Origin of the sequence: Phytopseudomonas argentinensis, from assembly GCF_900113905.1 — a bacterium.
Classification (GTDB): domain Bacteria; phylum Pseudomonadota; class Gammaproteobacteria; order Pseudomonadales; family Pseudomonadaceae; genus Aquipseudomonas; species Aquipseudomonas argentinensis.
On the sequence record NZ_FORC01000002.1, the window covers coordinates 559776 to 574235 of the forward strand.

The window sequence follows — 14460 nt, forward strand, 5'->3', positions numbered from 1 at the left end:
GTATTACCGTTGAAGAAAGGATATGTTGATGATCGCTCGCCTGTCTCGATGCTCCCGCCTGCTGGCGCTCTCCGGCCTGTTCGCACTGCTGCCCCTGGGCGGTGCCCTGGCCGAGTCGCGCAGCCTGGATACCGCTTATGGCGAGGTCAAGCTGGCGGGCACGCCGCAGCGTGTGGTGACCCTGAGCGAGAACGCGCTGGACGTGGCCCTGGCGGTTGGCGTCAAGCCCCTGGGCAGCGTCGCCACCCGCGGCGGCAGCGACGTGTCGGCGTACCTGAAGGACAAGGCGGGCGATATCAGGATCGTCGGCACCGCGCGGGAAACCAACCTGGAATCGGTATTCGCCCTGCAGCCGGATCTGATCCTGGCCGCGCCGGAGCTGACCAGGGACCAGTACCAGAAACTCAGCCTGATCGCGCCGACCCTGGTGCCAAAGGGCAATTCCTTTGACGACTGGCGCCACAACGTCGAGTTCTATGGCCAGGCGCTTGGCAAGCAGCAGGAAGCCGAGGCCGCCATCGCGGCGGTCGATGCACGTATTGAAGGCCTCAAGGGCAAGATCGAGCCAGGCCAGGTGGCCTCCGTGGTGCGCTGGAGCCCGCAAGGGCCGGGCGTGATGTCCCAGCACCTGTTCGTCGGTCAGCTGCTGGGCCAGCTAGGCTTTGCGGGAACGGCCATGGCCGCCGAGCTGACCAAGAAACCCCATAGCGATGCCCTGAGCCTGGAGAACCTGTCGCGTATCGACGGCGACTGGTTGTTTCTCGCCACCCTCAACGCCGACGGCGACAAGGCGCTGGAGCAGGCCCGCCAGCAGCCGGCGTTCGCGCGCCTGAAGGCGGTCAGCAGTGGCCGTGTGCAGAGCGTCGACGGGCAGATCTGGAGCAGCGGTGCCGGGCCGCTCGCCGCCCAGGTGATTCTCGATGACGTGGAGAAGGCCGTCACCTCGCAATGAGCAAGGCTGCAAAACAGGCTCGTCTGCCCCTGGCCAGTGCGCTGCTGTGGGTGAGCGCCGCGCTGGCGTTGCTGTGCATCGCTAGCCTGCTGATCGGCGCAGGGGAGGTGGGCATCCTGCGCAGCCTGTCGGCGCTGGTTGGCGCCACGGACGACGAAGCGCGTTTCGTGCTGGTCGAGCTGCGCCTGCCGCGCACCCTGCTCGGCGTGCTGGTCGGCGTGGCGCTGGGCGCGGCGGGCGTGGTGCTGCAGTCGGCCACTCGCAACCCGCTGGCCGAGCCCGGTCTGCTGGGTGTCAGCGCAGGTGCCTCGTTCGCCGTGGTGCTGGCGATCAGCCTGGGCGCCAGTGCGGCCACCCTGAACCTCGGTGTGGCCGTCGGCGGCGCCATGGTCGGCTGTTTGCTGGTCTTGCTGGTCACCCAGGTACGCGGCGTCGGCGACGACCCTGTGCGTCTGGTGCTGGCCGGTGCCGCGTTCTCGGGCATCCTCACCGCGATCAGCACGCTGATCCTGCTGCACGACCAGCGCAGCTCCGACGAAATCCGCTTCTGGATCATCGGCGCCCTGGCCGGTCGCCCCCAGGACGTGCTGACCTGGAGCGCCCCAGGGCTGCTCCTGGGCTTACTGCTGCTGACGCCGTTGATTCGTCCGCTGGCGGCCCTGGCGCTCGGCGAGAAGATGGCCACCGGGCTTGGCCATCATCCCGGCCTGACCCGTCTGGGCGCCTTGCTCGGCGTCGCCGTGCTGGTCGGCACCGCGACGGCAGCTGCCGGGCCCATGGCCTTCGTCGGCCTGGTGGTGCCCTTCGTGGCGCGCCGCCTGGTGGGGCCGGACATCCGCCGCACCATCGGTCTGTCGCTGCTGCTCGGGCCGATCATCGTGCTGTTCGCCGACATCCTCTCGCGCCTGCTGGTCAGCCCCTACGAACTGCCGATCGGCGTGGTGACCGCGCTGATCGGCGCGCCGGTGCTGATCGCAGTGGTGCGCAGCCACCGGTTGCCGACCTTATGAAGGCATCGTCTTCAGTCAAGGCGCCCAGTGGCTACTGGTTGCTGGCCCTCGGCTCGCTGCGCGTACTGCTCAACCGCCGCGGCGTGTTCGCCGCGTTGGGCCTTGCCCTGGCCATCGTGATCACCAGCGCTGTCAGCCTGGCCTCCGGCGCCGCCGGTCTGTCGCCGTGGAAGGCCCTTGCTGCTGCCTTTGGTCAGGGCGAGCCGATGCACGTATTTCTGGTACAGGAGCTGCGCCTGCAGCGCCTGGTCGCCGGCCTGCTCACCGGCGCGGCATTCGGCATCGGTGGCTGCCTGTTGCAAACCTTGGCGCGCAACCGCCTGGCCACCCCAGGGGTGATCGGCATCGATGACGGCGCCACGGCCTTTGCGGTGGCGTCCATCGTCGCCGTGCCGACCACCCTGGCGCCTTCCGCCCTGGCGCTTACCGGCGCCACCACGGCCGCGGTACTGGCCTTCGGTTTGAGTGCTGGGGCCGGGGCGCGGGGCTATCGCTTCATCGTGGTGGGTATTGCCGTGGGCGCGGTGTTCGGCGCGCTGACCAACCTGATGCTGGCGCGCGCCGATATCGACGCCGCCAATGTCGCCTATCCCTGGACGGTCGGCAGCCTCAATGCGCGGCCCGCCCAGGCCGTGTGGCTGTTGGCTATCGGCCTGCTGTTGTGCCTGCCGCTGGTCAAGTACCTGGCCCAGCGCCTGGAACTGATGCGCTTTTCCGACAGCGTGGCAGTGGGCCTGGGCGTACGCCTGAGGGCCATGCGCCTGCTGACGCTGATCACCACGGTGCTGCTCACCGCGCTGGCGGTCGCCGTGGCCGGCCCGGTTGGGCTGGTGGCACTCGCGGCGCCGGAGATGGCCCGCTACCTGAGTGGCCACCGCGGCGTGCCGGTGCTCTGTTCGGCGCTGGCCGGTGCGCTGTTGATGACCGTGGCCGACTGGGTGGGGCGCACCTGGCTGGCGCCCATCGAAATTCCCGTCGGGGTGATCACCGCCGTGGTGGGCGGGCCCTATCTGCTGTGGATCCTGTTGCGCCAGCCGTCGCGCAAACTGACATGAAAGGCCGTACCAATCGTGGCCGCTGTGGAGCTGAACCCATGACCACCTCCAACCTGTTCGCCACCAGGCCCGAGGCCGAGGTCACCCTGCAGGCCGAGCGCCTGAGCCTGGGTTACCCGCAGGCGGCGATCATCGAAGCACTGTCCCTGCGCATTCCGCCGGGGCAGGTCACGGCCATCGTCGGCCCCAATGGCTGCGGCAAGTCGACCCTGCTGGCCGGGCTGTCACGCCTGCACAAGCCCACGGCCGGCGCGGTGCTGCTCAACGGCAAGGCTATCGGCAGCCTGCCGTCCAAACAGGTCGCCCGGCAACTGGCGCTGCTGCCCCAGGACGCCTCCGCGCCGGACGGCCTGACCGTCTCCGAACTGATCCGCTTCGGCCGCCAGCCGCACCAGAGCCTGCTGCGCCAGTGGTCGACCGAGGACCAGGCGATCGTCGAGGAAGCACTGCGCGTGGCCGACCTGCAGGCCCTGGCCGAGCGCCCGCTGGAGTCGATGTCCGGCGGCCAGCGCCAGCGCGCCTGGATCGCCATGGCGGTGGCCCAGCAGACGCCGTTGCTGCTGCTCGACGAGCCCACCTCGGCGCTGGACCTTGGCCACCAGATCGAGGTCTTCGAGCTGATTCGCGATCTGGCCGCGGCCGGCAAGACCGTGGTCATGGTGGTGCACGACCTGTCCAGCGCCTGCCGCTATGCCGATCATCTGGTGGCGATGAAGGCCGGGCGCATCGTCGTCGAGGGCGCGCCAGCCGATGTCGTCACCCCCGAGCTGGTCGAACAACTGTACGAGGTGCGCTGCACCCTGATGCGCGACCCGCTCAGCGGTACGCCAATCATCGCTGGCATCAGTCGGCGTTAGATGAATCGGTTATCAGCTTAGATCGCCTGGTTCGCCGACACCCGGCCACTAGCCGGCAAGGCCGCCAGCGGCGGGCTCGGGCGCGATCGGGGCGTCATGCCCGTTCCCGTTGGCGCGCGTAGCGGGGAGTAGGGGTTGCATCGATTTGCCGGTATCATGGCCGCCCCCTGCAGCCGTCTGGACCCGATCGACGCCATGACCCAGCAATACCCCACGATCGCCGAATGCGTCGGCAACACGCCGCTGGTTCGCCTGCAACGCCTGCCCGGCACCACCAGCAACACCCTGCTGGTCAAGCTCGAAGGCAACAATCCGGCCGGCTCGGTGAAGGATCGCCCGGCGCTGTCGATGATCGCCCGTGCCGAGCTGCGCGGTGACATCCAGCCTGGCGACACGCTGATCGAAGCCACCTCCGGCAACACCGGCATCGCCCTGGCCATGGCCGCGGCGATCAAGGGTTACCAGATGATCCTGATCATGCCGGACAACTCCAGCGCCGAGCGCAAGGCGGCGATGACCGCCTATGGCGCCGAGCTGATACTGGTCAGCAAGGAAGAGGGCATGGAAGGCGCCCGCGACCTGGCGCTGGCCATGCAGGCCGAGGGCCGCGGCAAGGTGCTCGATCAGTTCGCCAATGGCGATAACCCGGTCGCCCACTACACCAGTACCGGCCCGGAAATCTGGCGCCAGACCGGCGGGCAGATCACCCACTTCATCAGCTCCATGGGCACCACCGGCACCATCATGGGCGTGTCGCGTTACCTCAAGGAGCAGAACCCGGCCGTGCAGATCGTCGGCCTGCAGCCAATGGAAGGAGCGGCCATTCCGGGCATCCGCCGCTGGCCGCAGGAATACCTGCCGAAGATTTTCGAATCCGAGCGGGTCGACCGCATCGTCGACATGGGCCAGGCCGAGGCTGAGGATGTGATGCGCCGTATGGCCCGGGAAGAGGGCATCTTCTGTGGCGTGTCGTCCGGTGGCGCGGTGGCGGCCATGCTGCGCCTGTCCCGGGAACTGGAAAACGCCGTGCTGGTCGCCATCATCTGCGATCGCGGCGACCGCTACCTGTCCACCGGCGTGTACGACGCCGTCGCGCGCTGATGGCCCGCAAGAACGGCGGCCTGCGCTTTCAGCCCAGCGGTGGCACCCGTGCCGCCCAGGTGCCGGTGGGCAAGAAACAGCGCCTGACGATCGAGCGCCTGGCCAACGATGGCCGGGGCATCGCCTTTATCGACGGGCGTACCTGGTTCGTCAGCGGTGCGCTGCCGGGTGAAGAGGTCGAGGCCCGGGTACTGGATGCGCGCAGCAAGGTGGTAGAGGCGCGCACCGAACGGGTGTTCCAGGCCAGCCCCGAACGTCGCCCTGAGCCCTGCGTGCATGCGCGCATCTGTGGTGGCTGCAGCGTGCAGCATATTCCCCATGCCGAGCAGCTGGCACTCAAGCAGCGCATGCTCGCCGAACAGCTCGAGCGCCTTGGCGGCCTGCAGCCCGAAAGCTGGGCCGAGCCGCTGACCAGCCAGGAATTCGCCTACCGTCGCCGCGCCCGTATTGCGGTGCGCTGGGATGCGCGCAACAAGCGCCTGGAGGTCGGCTTTCGCGCCGCGGCCAGCCAGGACATCGTCGCCATCAGCGAGTGCCCGGTGCTGGTCGAGCCGCTGCAGCCGATCCTGCGCGCACTGCCGGCGCTGCTCGGCGGTTTGCAGGCGCCGCGCGCCATTGGTCACGTGGAGCTGTTCCAGGGCACGGCCAGTGCCATCCTTGTCCGCCATACCGAGCCCCTCAGTGAAGTGGACCTGGCCCGCTTGCAGGCGTTCTGCTCGGTCCATGACGCCCAGTTGTGGCTGCAGGGCGAGGGCGCGCCGCAACCGCTGGATGCCAGCCAGGTGCTGGGCTATTGCCTTGATGAGTGGGATCTGCAGTTGGCCTACCGACCAGGCGACTTCGTGCAGGTCAACGCGGCGGTCAACGCCGCCATGGTGGCCCAGGCCTTGCAGTGGCTGGCACCGCGTGAACACGAGCGGGTGTTGGATCTGTTCTGCGGGCTGGGCAATTTCGCTCTGCCGCTGGCCCAGCGCGCCCGCGAGGTGATCGCCGTGGAAGGCGTGCAGGCCATGGTCGAGGGGGCGGCGGACAATGCCCGCAGCAACGGCCTGGCCAATGCGCACTTTTACCAGGCCGATCTGTCCAACCCGCTGGCCGAGGCCGGCTGGGCGGCGGGCGGTTTCGACGCCATCGTGCTCGACCCGCCGCGTGACGGCGCGCTGCAGGTGGTCAGGCAGATGGCCAGTCTTGGTGCCAGGCGGCTGGTTTACGTTTCCTGTAATCCAACGACCCTGGCGCGCGACAGTGGCGAATTGTTGCAACAGGGTTATCGCTTGAAGAAAGCCGGTATTCTCGACATGTTTCCGCAAACGGCGCATGTCGAGGCGATGGCGCTGTTCGAGCGCTAAGCTGTCAGTAATGCAGTGGCGCACAGGATTTGCGCCGATTGGTCAACCGACCGGCTCGCAGAAGCCCGGCGACATTCAGCGGGGCGTGCCCCGTGATAGGGAAGGTAATAGATGGTTCAGGTTAGAGTGCACCAGCCCATCAACGACGATGGCAGTATCAATCTCGAGGCCTGGCTGGAGCACGTCACGAGTGTCGACCCGGCGCTCGACCGCGACGCGCTGCGTGCTGCCTGTGAATTCGCCCGGGCGGCCGAGCAACAGGCCAACGCGGCGCAGAATCTGTGGACCGAAGGTGCCTCCAGTTTCAGTGCGGGCCTGGAAATCGCCGAGATTCTCGCCGACCTCAAGCTCGACCAGGACTCGCTGGTCGCCGCCGTCATCTATCGCGGCGTGCGTGAAGGCAAGATTCCCCTGGCTGACGTACGCCAGCGCTTCGGTCCGGTGGTCGCCAAGCTGATCGAGGGTGTGCTGCGCATGGCGGCCATCAGTGCCAGCCTCAACCCGCGCGGCGAGTCCACGGTGCTGGGTTCCCAGGCCCAGGTCGACAACCTGCGCAAGATGCTGGTGGCCATGGTCGACGACGTGCGCGTGGCGCTGATCAAGCTGGCCGAGCGTACCTGCGCGATCCGCGCCGTCAAGGACACCGACGAGGAGCGCCGCCAGCGCGTGGCCCGCGAGGTCTTCGACATCTACGCGCCGCTGGCCCATCGCCTGGGCATCGGCCATATCAAGTGGGAACTCGAGGATCTTTCGTTCCGCTACCTGGAGCCCGAGCAGTACAAGCAGATCGCCAATCTGCTGCACGAGCGGCGCCTGGACCGCGAGCACTACATCAACGAAGTGATGGAGCAGTTGCGCGAGGAACTCGAGGCTACCGGCATCCAGGCCGACATCAGCGGCCGGGCGAAACATATCTATTCGATCTGGCGCAAGATGCAGCGCAAGGGCCTGCAGTTCAGCCAGATCTACGACGTGCGCGCGGTGCGCGTGCTGGTGCCGGCGGTGCGCGACTGCTACACCGCCCTGGGTATCGTGCATACGCTGTGGCGGCACATCCCCAAGGAGTTCGACGACTACATCGCCAACCCCAAGGAGAACGGTTACCGCTCGCTGCACACCGCGGTGCTGGGCCCGGAAGGCAAGGTGCTGGAGGTGCAGATCCGCACCTCCAACATGCATGAGGAGGCCGAACTCGGCGTCTGCGCCCACTGGCGCTACAAGGGCACCGACGTCAAGTCCGGCTCCAACCACTACGAGGAGAAGATTTCCTGGCTGCGCCAGGTGCTCGAATGGCACGAGGAGCTGGGCGACATCGGTGGCCTGGCCGAGCAGCTGCGCGTCGACATCGAGCCTGACCGGGTCTACGTGTTCACCCCCGACGGCCACGCCATCGACCTGCCCAAGGGCGCCACACCACTGGATTTCGCCTATCGGGTGCATACCGAGATCGGCCACAACTGCCGCGGCGCCAAGATCAACGGGCGCATCGTGCCGCTCAACTACAGCCTGCAGACCGGCGAGCAGGTGGAGATCATCACCAGCAAGCAGGGCACGCCGAGCCGCGACTGGCTGAACTCCAACCTGGGCTACGTGACCACCTCGCGGGCACGGGCGAAGATCGTCCACTGGTTCAAGCTGCAGGATCGTGACCAGAACGTCGCTGCCGGCAAGGCCATGCTCGAGCGAGAGCTGGCCAGGGTCGCGCTGCCACCGGTGGATTTCGAGAAACTCGCCGAGAAGGCCAATCTCAAGACCGCCGAGGATCTGTTCGCGTCCCTGGGCGCTGGCGACCTGCGCCTGGCGCAACTGGTCAACCTGGCCCAGCAACTGGTCGAGCCGGAGCGTGGCAACGAGCAGCTCGAACTGATCCCGCGCAAGGCCCAGGGCTTCAAACCGGGCAAGCGCGGCGACATCCAGATCCAGGGCGTCGGCAACCTGATGACCCAGATGGCCGGCTGCTGCCAGCCGCTGCCGGGCGACCCCATCGTCGGCTACATCACCCTGGGCCGCGGCGTCAGCATCCACCGTCAGGATTGTGCGGCGGTGCTGCAGCTCGGCAGCCGCGAGCCCGAACGGATCATCCAGGTCAGCTGGGGGCCGGTGCCGGTGCAGACCTATCCGGTGGACATCATCATCCGCGCCTACGACCGTTCCGGCCTGCTGCGCGACGTCACCCAGATGCTGCTCAACGAGAAGCTCAACGTGCTGGCGGTCAATACCCGCTCCAACAAGGAAGACAACACCGCGTCGATGTCGCTGACCGTGGAGATTCCCGGCCTGGATGCCTTGGGCCGCCTGCTCGGACGCATCTCGCAGCTACCCAACATCATCGAAGCGCGGCGCCACCGGGCGCCGTGAGTACCCGGGCGCGAGGCGCCCCGGCATCGACTGGATCTGTACATGTACCAACTCAACGATCTGCTCAACCTGATGGCCCGCTTGCGAGACCCGCAGCACGGCTGCCCGTGGGACGTGAAACAGTCCTACGCGAGCATCGTGCCGCATACCCTCGAGGAGGCCTACGAGGTGGCCGATGCCATCGAGCGCGAGGCCTTCGATGAACTGCCCGGCGAGCTTGGCGACCTGCTGTTCCAGGTGGTCTATTACAGCCAATTGGCCAGGGAGGAAGGGCGCTTCGATTTCGCTGCGGTGGTCGATGGCATCACCCGCAAGCTGGTGCGGCGCCACCCCCACGTATTTCCCGATGGCGACCTGTATGGCCCGCTCGATCAGCCGCGCCTGAGTGAAGCCGAGGTCAAGCAGCGCTGGGAGGCGATCAAGGCCGAGGAGCGGGCCGAGCGTTCGGCGGCGCCGCAGCAACTGTCGCTGCTCGATGACGTGCCCGCCGTCCTGCCGGCGCTGAGCCGCGCCAAGAAGCTGCAGGGTCGTGCCGCGCGGGTCGGTTTCGACTGGCCGGATGCGCTGCCGGTGCTCGACAAGGTGCGCGAGGAACTGGACGAAGTGCTCGAAGCCATCAGTGAGAACGACCCCGAGGCCATCGCCGAGGAGATCGGCGATCTGCTGTTCAGCGCCACCAATCTGGCCCGGCACCTGAAGGTCGATCCCGAGGCGGCCTTGCGTGCGGCCAACGGCAAGTTCGAGCGACGTTTTCGCTTTATCGAGCAGGCATTGCGCGAAGCGGGCCGGCCCATCGAGAATTGCACCCTGGATGAGCTCGACGCCCTGTGGGGCGAGGCCAAGAAAATCGAGAAGCAGCGGGGTTGCTGAGCCGTACAGGCGCAGCGGCTTCGACGGATATCCGATGGGCATGCCCATCTCATTAATTGTCTGCGGATAGGTAGGTTATGGCGATTTCACTACGTGACCAGTTGCTCAAGGCAGGGCTGGTCAACGAGAAGCAGGTCAAGCAGGCCAGCAAGCAACAGCACAAACAGCAGCGCATGGTGAAGAAGGGCCAGGCCGAAGAAGACAAGAGCAGCCAGCTTGCGGCCCAGCAGGCCAAGGCCGAGAAGGCCGCGCGCGACCAGGAACTCAACCGCCAGCAGCAGGAAAAGGCCGAGCAGAAGGCCCGTGCGGCGCAGATCAAGCAATTGATCGAGGCCTCGCGCCTGCCCAAGCTGACCACCGAGGACTACTACAACTTCGTCGACGACAAGAAGGTCAAGCGTCTGCCGGTCAATGCCCTGATGCGTGACAAGCTCAGCCGCGGTTCGCTGGCCATCGTGCGCCACGGCGGTGGTTACGAGGTGATCCCCCGCGAGGCCGCGCTGCGGATCCAGGAGCGCGACCCACAGCGCGTGCTGCTGCTCAACACACCGACCGAAGCGCCCGACGAGGACGATCCCTACGCGGCATATCAGGTACCTGACGACCTGATGTGGTAAGCCATTGAGGCATGAAAAAGCCCGCGATCAGCGGGCTTTTTCATGCTGTTTGGTCAGTGGGTCTGGGCTGCTTCGGAGGATTCCAATTCCGCTCGGTAGGCAACGGCCTCTTCTTCAGAGGGAAAGATGCCGACCAACTGGTCGTTCTGATAGACGTCCCAGATGCGTTTGCCTTCGGCCTGGGCTTCATGAGACATGTGGTGTTCGTCACGCTCGGTCACTACTACTACGCTCATTGTTGTTTCTCCAGTTTTGCCGGATAGATGCGGCGCAAAGCCTTTTACGTGCGTGCTTAGCCTGCTAAGCAACGACAGGATTACGACTGTATCAATTAGTTACAAGTTCCCCGGGCGCTTCGTTTGTGCCATGACGCCGTCTGCAAACGACAGGCGCAAAAAAGCCGGGACATGCCCGGCTTTTCGTTGCAACGATCGCTATCAGTCTCGTCGACCCTCGACATTCTTGCCGTCGACCGTGCCCGACTTGAGCATGATCTGGTATTCCTTGCCGTCCTTTTCCACCTGATGCAGGCGTACCAGTAGGTAGTCCCAGTCCTTGGCGAACCACAGGATGGTCTTGCGGCTGCTTTGCGTCGGGTCACGAACACGCTCGACCTTGATGGCGTCGATCAGGCCGGCGGCGGTGCGTACCACCTCTTCGCCCAGAATTCGGAAGTCGTAGGTTTCGATCTCGTCGCCATCGACCACCTGATAGCTCATGCTCTTCTCGCCGGCGGCCACGTCATGTTGCAGGGCCAACTGGTAGGTCGACTTGTCCTGCATGCCGCGGTTGAGCGGAAAGCGCACCGGATTGCCACGGTCGCTGCCGATCACCTGTTTTTGCGACCAGTCGAAATCGAACTCCACGTCCTTGCTCTTGCCAAGGCCGCTGCGCTCGAACTTGTAGCTTTGCGGCAGGAAGGCATCACCATCGACCGTGAAGGTGCTCTGTTCGGTCAAGCCGGCGACCAGCATGGAGGCCTTGAAGACCAGTTGCCAGCGGCCATCGTCGAGCTTTTGCAGGCTGCGTTCGGCTGAGCCGCTGACCGGAACCTGCTTCCAGTCGGCGGTGTAGCTGGCGGAGAAGGGCTTCGGCTCTGCGGCGAGGGCAGGCAGGCTGAACAACGCCAGGGCAAGCATTAAGGCGCGGCGCATGGAGTCTCCTTGCTATTGATGGGGTAACCGGTGGGCGGCAGTGCAACACCGTCGAACTGGGGGCCGGCGTCCGTGAGGAGCAAACGCCCCTCGGCGAACCAGCGTACGGCCAGCGGGTAGATCCGGTGCTCCTCGGCGTGAACCCGCTGCGCCAGGCTGGCGGCCGTGTCCTGCGAATGTACCGGGATCACTGCCTGTACGACCAGAGGGCCACCATCGAGTTCCTCGGTCACGAAGTGCACGCTGCAGCCATGTTCGGTGTCACCGGCCTCCAGCGCGCGCTGATGGGTGTGCAGGCCTTTGTGGCGCGGCAGCAGCGAGGGATGGATGTTCAGCAGGCGACCATGGTAGTGGCGCACGAAGGTCGGGGTGAGAATGCGCATGAAGCCGGCAAGCACCACCAACTGTGGGTCGAAGCCGTCAATGGTCTGCATCAGCGCGGCATCGAAGGCGTCACGGCCCTGATAATCACCGTGCTCGAGTACCCGGGTAGCGATGCCGGCGGCCTGCGCGCGTTGCAGGCCGTAGGCATCGCTGCGGTTGGCGATCACCGCGGCGATGCGCGCCGGGTTCTCGCCATCAGCGCTGCTGTCGATCAGCGCCTGAAGGTTGCTGCCGGTGCCCGACAGCAGCACCACTACATTGCAGGATGGCGGCATTAGGTGCCTATCAGTGGGTTTTCAGATTGTTCAGCACCACGCGCTCGGCGCCTTCGGCTGCCGCGGCGATCTGGCCGATGACCCAGGGCTGCTCACCGGCGCTGCGCAGGCTCTGCAGGGCGGTGTCGACCTGATCCTGAGCGACGCAGATGACCATGCCCACGCCGCAGTTCAGCACGCGGTGCATCTCGTGCTCGTCGACATTGCCTTTGTCCTGCAGGAAGTCGAACACCGCCGGGCGCTGCCAGCTGGCCACGTCGATCACCGCCTGAGCGTTGTCCGGCAGTACGCGCGGGATGTTGTCCAGCAGGCCGCCGCCGGTGATGTGGGCCATGGCCTTGACCGCGCCGGTCTTCTTGATCAGCTCCAGCAGCGGCTTGACGTAGATGCGCGTCGGCGCCATCAGCAGGTCGGCCAAGGGCTTGCCATCGAGCTGGGTGTTCTCGATATCGGTGCCGGACACTTCGAGGATCTTGCGGATCAGTGAGTAGCCGTTGGAGTGCGGGCCGGAGGAGGGCAGGGCGATCAGTGCATCGCCAGTGGCGACCTTGGAGCCGTCGATGATCTCGGCCTTTTCCACCACGCCCACGCAGAAACCGGCCAGGTCGTAGTCTTCGCCTTCATACATGCCCGGCATCTCGGCGGTTTCCCCACCGACCAGCGAGCAGCCGGCCAGCTCGCAACCGGCGCCGATGCCGGTGACCACGGTGGCAGCCACGTCGACATTGAGCTTGCCGGTGGCGTAGTAGTCGAGGAAGAACAGCGGCTCGGCGCCACACACCACCAGGTCGTTGACGCACATGGCGACCAGGTCCTGGCCGATGCTGTCGTGCTTGTTGAGGTTCAGCGCCAGGCGCAACTTGGTACCCACGCCATCGGTGCCGGACACCAGTACGGGCTGCTTGTAGCCGGCCGGGATCTCGCACAGGGCGCCGAAGCCACCCAGGCCACCCATGACTTCAGGACGGGCGGTGCGCTTGGCTACGCCCTTGATGCGTTCGACCAGGGCTTCGCCCGCGTCGATATCTACACCTGCGTCCTTGTAGCTGATGGAGGGTTGCTTGCTCATAGATCCAGGCCTTTGGAAGGGGAAAGTCGGAATAGCGTCGACCCCTGGGGGCCGTTCTGCGAAGGCGCGCGATTTTATCAGGCTTGCCGGGCAGCGGCCAGCCACCGTGCCGAGTGCGGGTCACCGGGCAGGGGGGCAGGCGCTGAAACCTGGCCTGGCATCGCCGGTCATACCCTGGGCCAGCCATGGGCGGTAATGGCCACGCGCCTTGCGATGCCATGGCAACAGCCCCTAAGGTATAGCGCCACGGCCTGTTACCGCGCGCCGCCTTCTTTCAGCCGAGAGTTCTCCGTTCATGCGCCCGACCTTCCGCCCCCTGCTTCTTTGCCTGTCACTGCTGAGCCTGCCGACCCTGGCGGCTACGGTAAGCGACCTTTACCAGGTGCGCGAAACGGTTGCCAGCCAGCAGCCCGAAGAGCGTGATGCGGCCTTGCAGCGCGCGGTCGAGACGCTGGTGCTGCGTCTGACCGGCAAGCCGGAGGCGGCCAAGGGCTCGGCACTGGCCGAATTGCGCAAGGATCCCCAGCAGATCATCAGCCAGTACGGTTATGAGGGCGATCATCTGGTCGTCGATTTCGATGCGGTGTCCACCGATCGCTCCCTGCGCCAGGCCGGCTTGCCGCTGTGGGGTGTCAACCGCCCGGCCATTCTCGCCTGGTGGCTGAACGAAACGGTCGATGGCGCGAATGTGGTCGGTGATGGCCAGGCCGCCGCCGAGCCACTACGTGAGGCGGCCCAGCACCGTGGCCTGCCACTGCGCCTGCCGCTGGCCGATCTCAGCGAGCAGCTGGTGGCCACCAAGGAAGCGCTTGGCGCCAAGGATCCGGGTGAGCTGCGGTCGGCCTCCGAGCGTTACGGCGCCGACGCCTTGCTGGCGGTGCGCGCCAGCCAAGCGGACGGCAAGTGGCAGGCCAACTGGCAACTGTGGCTGGGCGACGAGCGCGAGCAGGGCAAGGCCGAAGGCGCTGATCAGGCCGCGTTGGCCGATGCCGTGTTGCTGGCGGTTAGCGAGCGCCTGGCGCCGCGTTTCGTCGTCGCGCCGGGCGCCAGCTCGACGCAGACGGTGGAAATCATCGGTGCCGATCTGTCGCGTTATGCGGAATTGCAGCGGGTGCTCGAGCCCTTTGGCGGTCAGTTGCAGTCGGTAGCAGCCGATCGGCTGATCTACAAGGTCAGCGCCAGCGCCGAGCAACTGCGCACCCAGCTGGGTCTGTTGCAACTGCATGAGGTGTCGGCTGCCGAGCTGGCTGCCGAGGCGCCGGCCCCCCTAGAGCCGCAAGCCTCCGCCGAGCCGCAGGAGCCTGTGGACGCCAGCCAGCCGCCCACGCAGCCTCAGGCGACTCCGCCGGCAGCCGATGCTAAACCCCGTGGCGATGTCCTGTACTTTCGCTGGTAGACTGCCGCTCATC

Annotated in this window: 14 protein-coding genes; 10 read left to right on the forward strand and 4 right to left on the reverse strand. The window is 66.2% G+C overall.

All coding sequences use genetic code 11. The features are described 5' to 3' along the window. Positions 1-28 precede the first annotated feature (28 nt). The 9 genes from BM154_RS11110 (at position 29) to BM154_RS11150 (ending at position 10169) form a co-directional block, all read left to right on the forward strand. Complete coding sequence (locus BM154_RS11110) at positions 29-952, forward strand: ABC transporter substrate-binding protein (RefSeq protein WP_139225440.1); 924 nt, start codon at positions 29-31, stop codon at positions 950-952. Beyond that, positions 949-1962, forward strand: a complete 1014-nt coding sequence (locus BM154_RS11115; RefSeq protein ID WP_074883303.1) for a FecCD family ABC transporter permease — start codon at positions 949-951, stop codon at positions 1960-1962. The genes BM154_RS11110 and BM154_RS11115 overlap by 4 nt, the downstream gene beginning before the upstream one ends. Then, a complete protein-coding gene (locus BM154_RS11120) occupies positions 1959-3017 on the forward strand; it encodes a FecCD family ABC transporter permease (protein WP_074883306.1) in 1059 nt (352 codons plus the stop codon). The genes BM154_RS11115 and BM154_RS11120 overlap by 4 nt, the downstream gene beginning before the upstream one ends. Positions 3018-3055: 38 nt before the next feature. Beyond that, positions 3056-3874 carry an ABC transporter ATP-binding protein gene (locus BM154_RS11125; protein WP_074883309.1) on the forward strand — a complete coding sequence of 273 codons (819 nt, stop codon included), beginning with the start codon at positions 3056-3058 and terminating at the stop codon, positions 3872-3874. A gap of 195 nt (positions 3875-4069) precedes the next feature. Further along, complete coding sequence (gene cysM / locus BM154_RS11130) at positions 4070-4975, forward strand: cysteine synthase CysM (protein WP_074885290.1); 906 nt, start codon at positions 4070-4072, stop codon at positions 4973-4975. Further along, a complete protein-coding gene (gene rlmD / locus BM154_RS11135; protein WP_074883313.1) occupies positions 4975-6324 on the forward strand; it encodes a 23S rRNA (uracil(1939)-C(5))-methyltransferase RlmD in 1350 nt (449 codons plus the stop codon). Before cysM ends, rlmD begins: the two co-directional genes overlap by 1 nt. A 111-nt stretch (positions 6325-6435) precedes the next feature. Beyond that, positions 6436-8682, forward strand: coding sequence for a GTP diphosphokinase (gene relA, locus BM154_RS11140; RefSeq protein WP_074883320.1), 2247 nt, complete (start codon positions 6436-6438; stop codon positions 8680-8682). Positions 8683-8724: 42 nt separating this feature from the next. Then, positions 8725-9552 (forward strand): nucleoside triphosphate pyrophosphohydrolase, encoded by an 828-nt coding sequence (mazG, locus tag BM154_RS11145; RefSeq protein ID WP_074883323.1) that lies wholly within the window; start codon positions 8725-8727, stop codon positions 9550-9552. A 77-nt stretch (positions 9553-9629) separates the two neighbouring features. Continuing rightward, the gene (locus tag BM154_RS11150) at positions 9630-10169 is read left to right on the forward strand and encodes a DUF2058 domain-containing protein (protein ID WP_074883326.1); all 540 of its coding nucleotides are present in this window, start codon (positions 9630-9632) and stop codon (positions 10167-10169) included. Between the two features lie 53 nt (positions 10170-10222). Here BM154_RS11150 and BM154_RS11155 read toward each other — a convergent pair whose 3' ends face one another. The 4 genes from BM154_RS11155 to purM all read right to left on the reverse strand — a co-directional run bounded on the left by BM154_RS11155 (position 10223) and on the right by purM (position 13051). Continuing rightward, positions 10223-10405: a hypothetical protein gene (locus BM154_RS11155; protein ID WP_074883329.1), complete on the reverse strand. Its 183-nt coding sequence runs from the start codon at positions 10403-10405 to the stop codon at positions 10223-10225. 201 nt (positions 10406-10606) lie between these two features. Then, a complete protein-coding gene (locus BM154_RS11160) occupies positions 10607-11323 on the reverse strand; it encodes a DUF3108 domain-containing protein (RefSeq protein ID WP_074883333.1) in 717 nt (238 codons plus the stop codon). Next, a complete protein-coding gene (purN, locus tag BM154_RS11165; protein ID WP_074883335.1) occupies positions 11308-11982 on the reverse strand; it encodes a phosphoribosylglycinamide formyltransferase in 675 nt (224 codons plus the stop codon). The genes BM154_RS11160 and purN overlap by 16 nt, the downstream gene beginning before the upstream one ends. 10 nt (positions 11983-11992) lie before the next feature. Beyond that, positions 11993-13051: a phosphoribosylformylglycinamidine cyclo-ligase gene (purM, locus tag BM154_RS11170; RefSeq protein ID WP_074883338.1), complete on the reverse strand. Its 1059-nt coding sequence runs from the start codon at positions 13049-13051 to the stop codon at positions 11993-11995. Between the two features lie 295 nt (positions 13052-13346). Here purM and BM154_RS11175 point away from each other — a divergent pair, with 295 nt between their 5' ends. After that, positions 13347-14447: a DUF2066 domain-containing protein gene (locus BM154_RS11175; protein ID WP_074883341.1), complete on the forward strand. Its 1101-nt coding sequence runs from the start codon at positions 13347-13349 to the stop codon at positions 14445-14447. Positions 14448-14460 lie beyond the last annotated feature (13 nt).

Coding starts and splice junctions, on each gene's coding strand:
- BM154_RS11175 (WP_074883341.1), top strand. CDS start 13,347: ATGCGCCCGACCTTCCGCCCCCTGCTTCTTTGCCTGTCACTGCTGAGC.
- BM154_RS11125 (WP_074883309.1), top strand. CDS start 3,056: ATGACCACCTCCAACCTGTTCGCCACCAGGCCCGAGGCCGAGGTCACC.
- BM154_RS11150 (WP_074883326.1), top strand. CDS start 9,630: ATGGCGATTTCACTACGTGACCAGTTGCTCAAGGCAGGGCTGGTCAAC.
- BM154_RS11160 (WP_074883333.1), bottom strand. CDS start 11,323: ATGCGCCGCGCCTTAATGCTTGCCCTGGCGTTGTTCAGCCTGCCTGCC.
- mazG (WP_074883323.1), top strand. CDS start 8,725: ATGTACCAACTCAACGATCTGCTCAACCTGATGGCCCGCTTGCGAGAC.
- BM154_RS11110 (WP_139225440.1), top strand. CDS start 29: ATGATCGCTCGCCTGTCTCGATGCTCCCGCCTGCTGGCGCTCTCCGGC.
- relA (WP_074883320.1), top strand. CDS start 6,436: ATGGTTCAGGTTAGAGTGCACCAGCCCATCAACGACGATGGCAGTATC.
- BM154_RS11120 (WP_074883306.1), top strand. CDS start 1,959: ATGAAGGCATCGTCTTCAGTCAAGGCGCCCAGTGGCTACTGGTTGCTG.
- rlmD (WP_074883313.1), top strand. CDS start 4,975: ATGGCCCGCAAGAACGGCGGCCTGCGCTTTCAGCCCAGCGGTGGCACC.
- cysM (WP_074885290.1), top strand. CDS start 4,070: ATGACCCAGCAATACCCCACGATCGCCGAATGCGTCGGCAACACGCCG.
- BM154_RS11115 (WP_074883303.1), top strand. CDS start 949: ATGAGCAAGGCTGCAAAACAGGCTCGTCTGCCCCTGGCCAGTGCGCTG.
- purN (WP_074883335.1), bottom strand. CDS start 11,982: ATGCCGCCATCCTGCAATGTAGTGGTGCTGCTGTCGGGCACCGGCAGC.
- BM154_RS11155 (WP_074883329.1), bottom strand. CDS start 10,405: ATGAGCGTAGTAGTAGTGACCGAGCGTGACGAACACCACATGTCTCAT.
- purM (WP_074883338.1), bottom strand. CDS start 13,051: ATGAGCAAGCAACCCTCCATCAGCTACAAGGACGCAGGTGTAGATATC.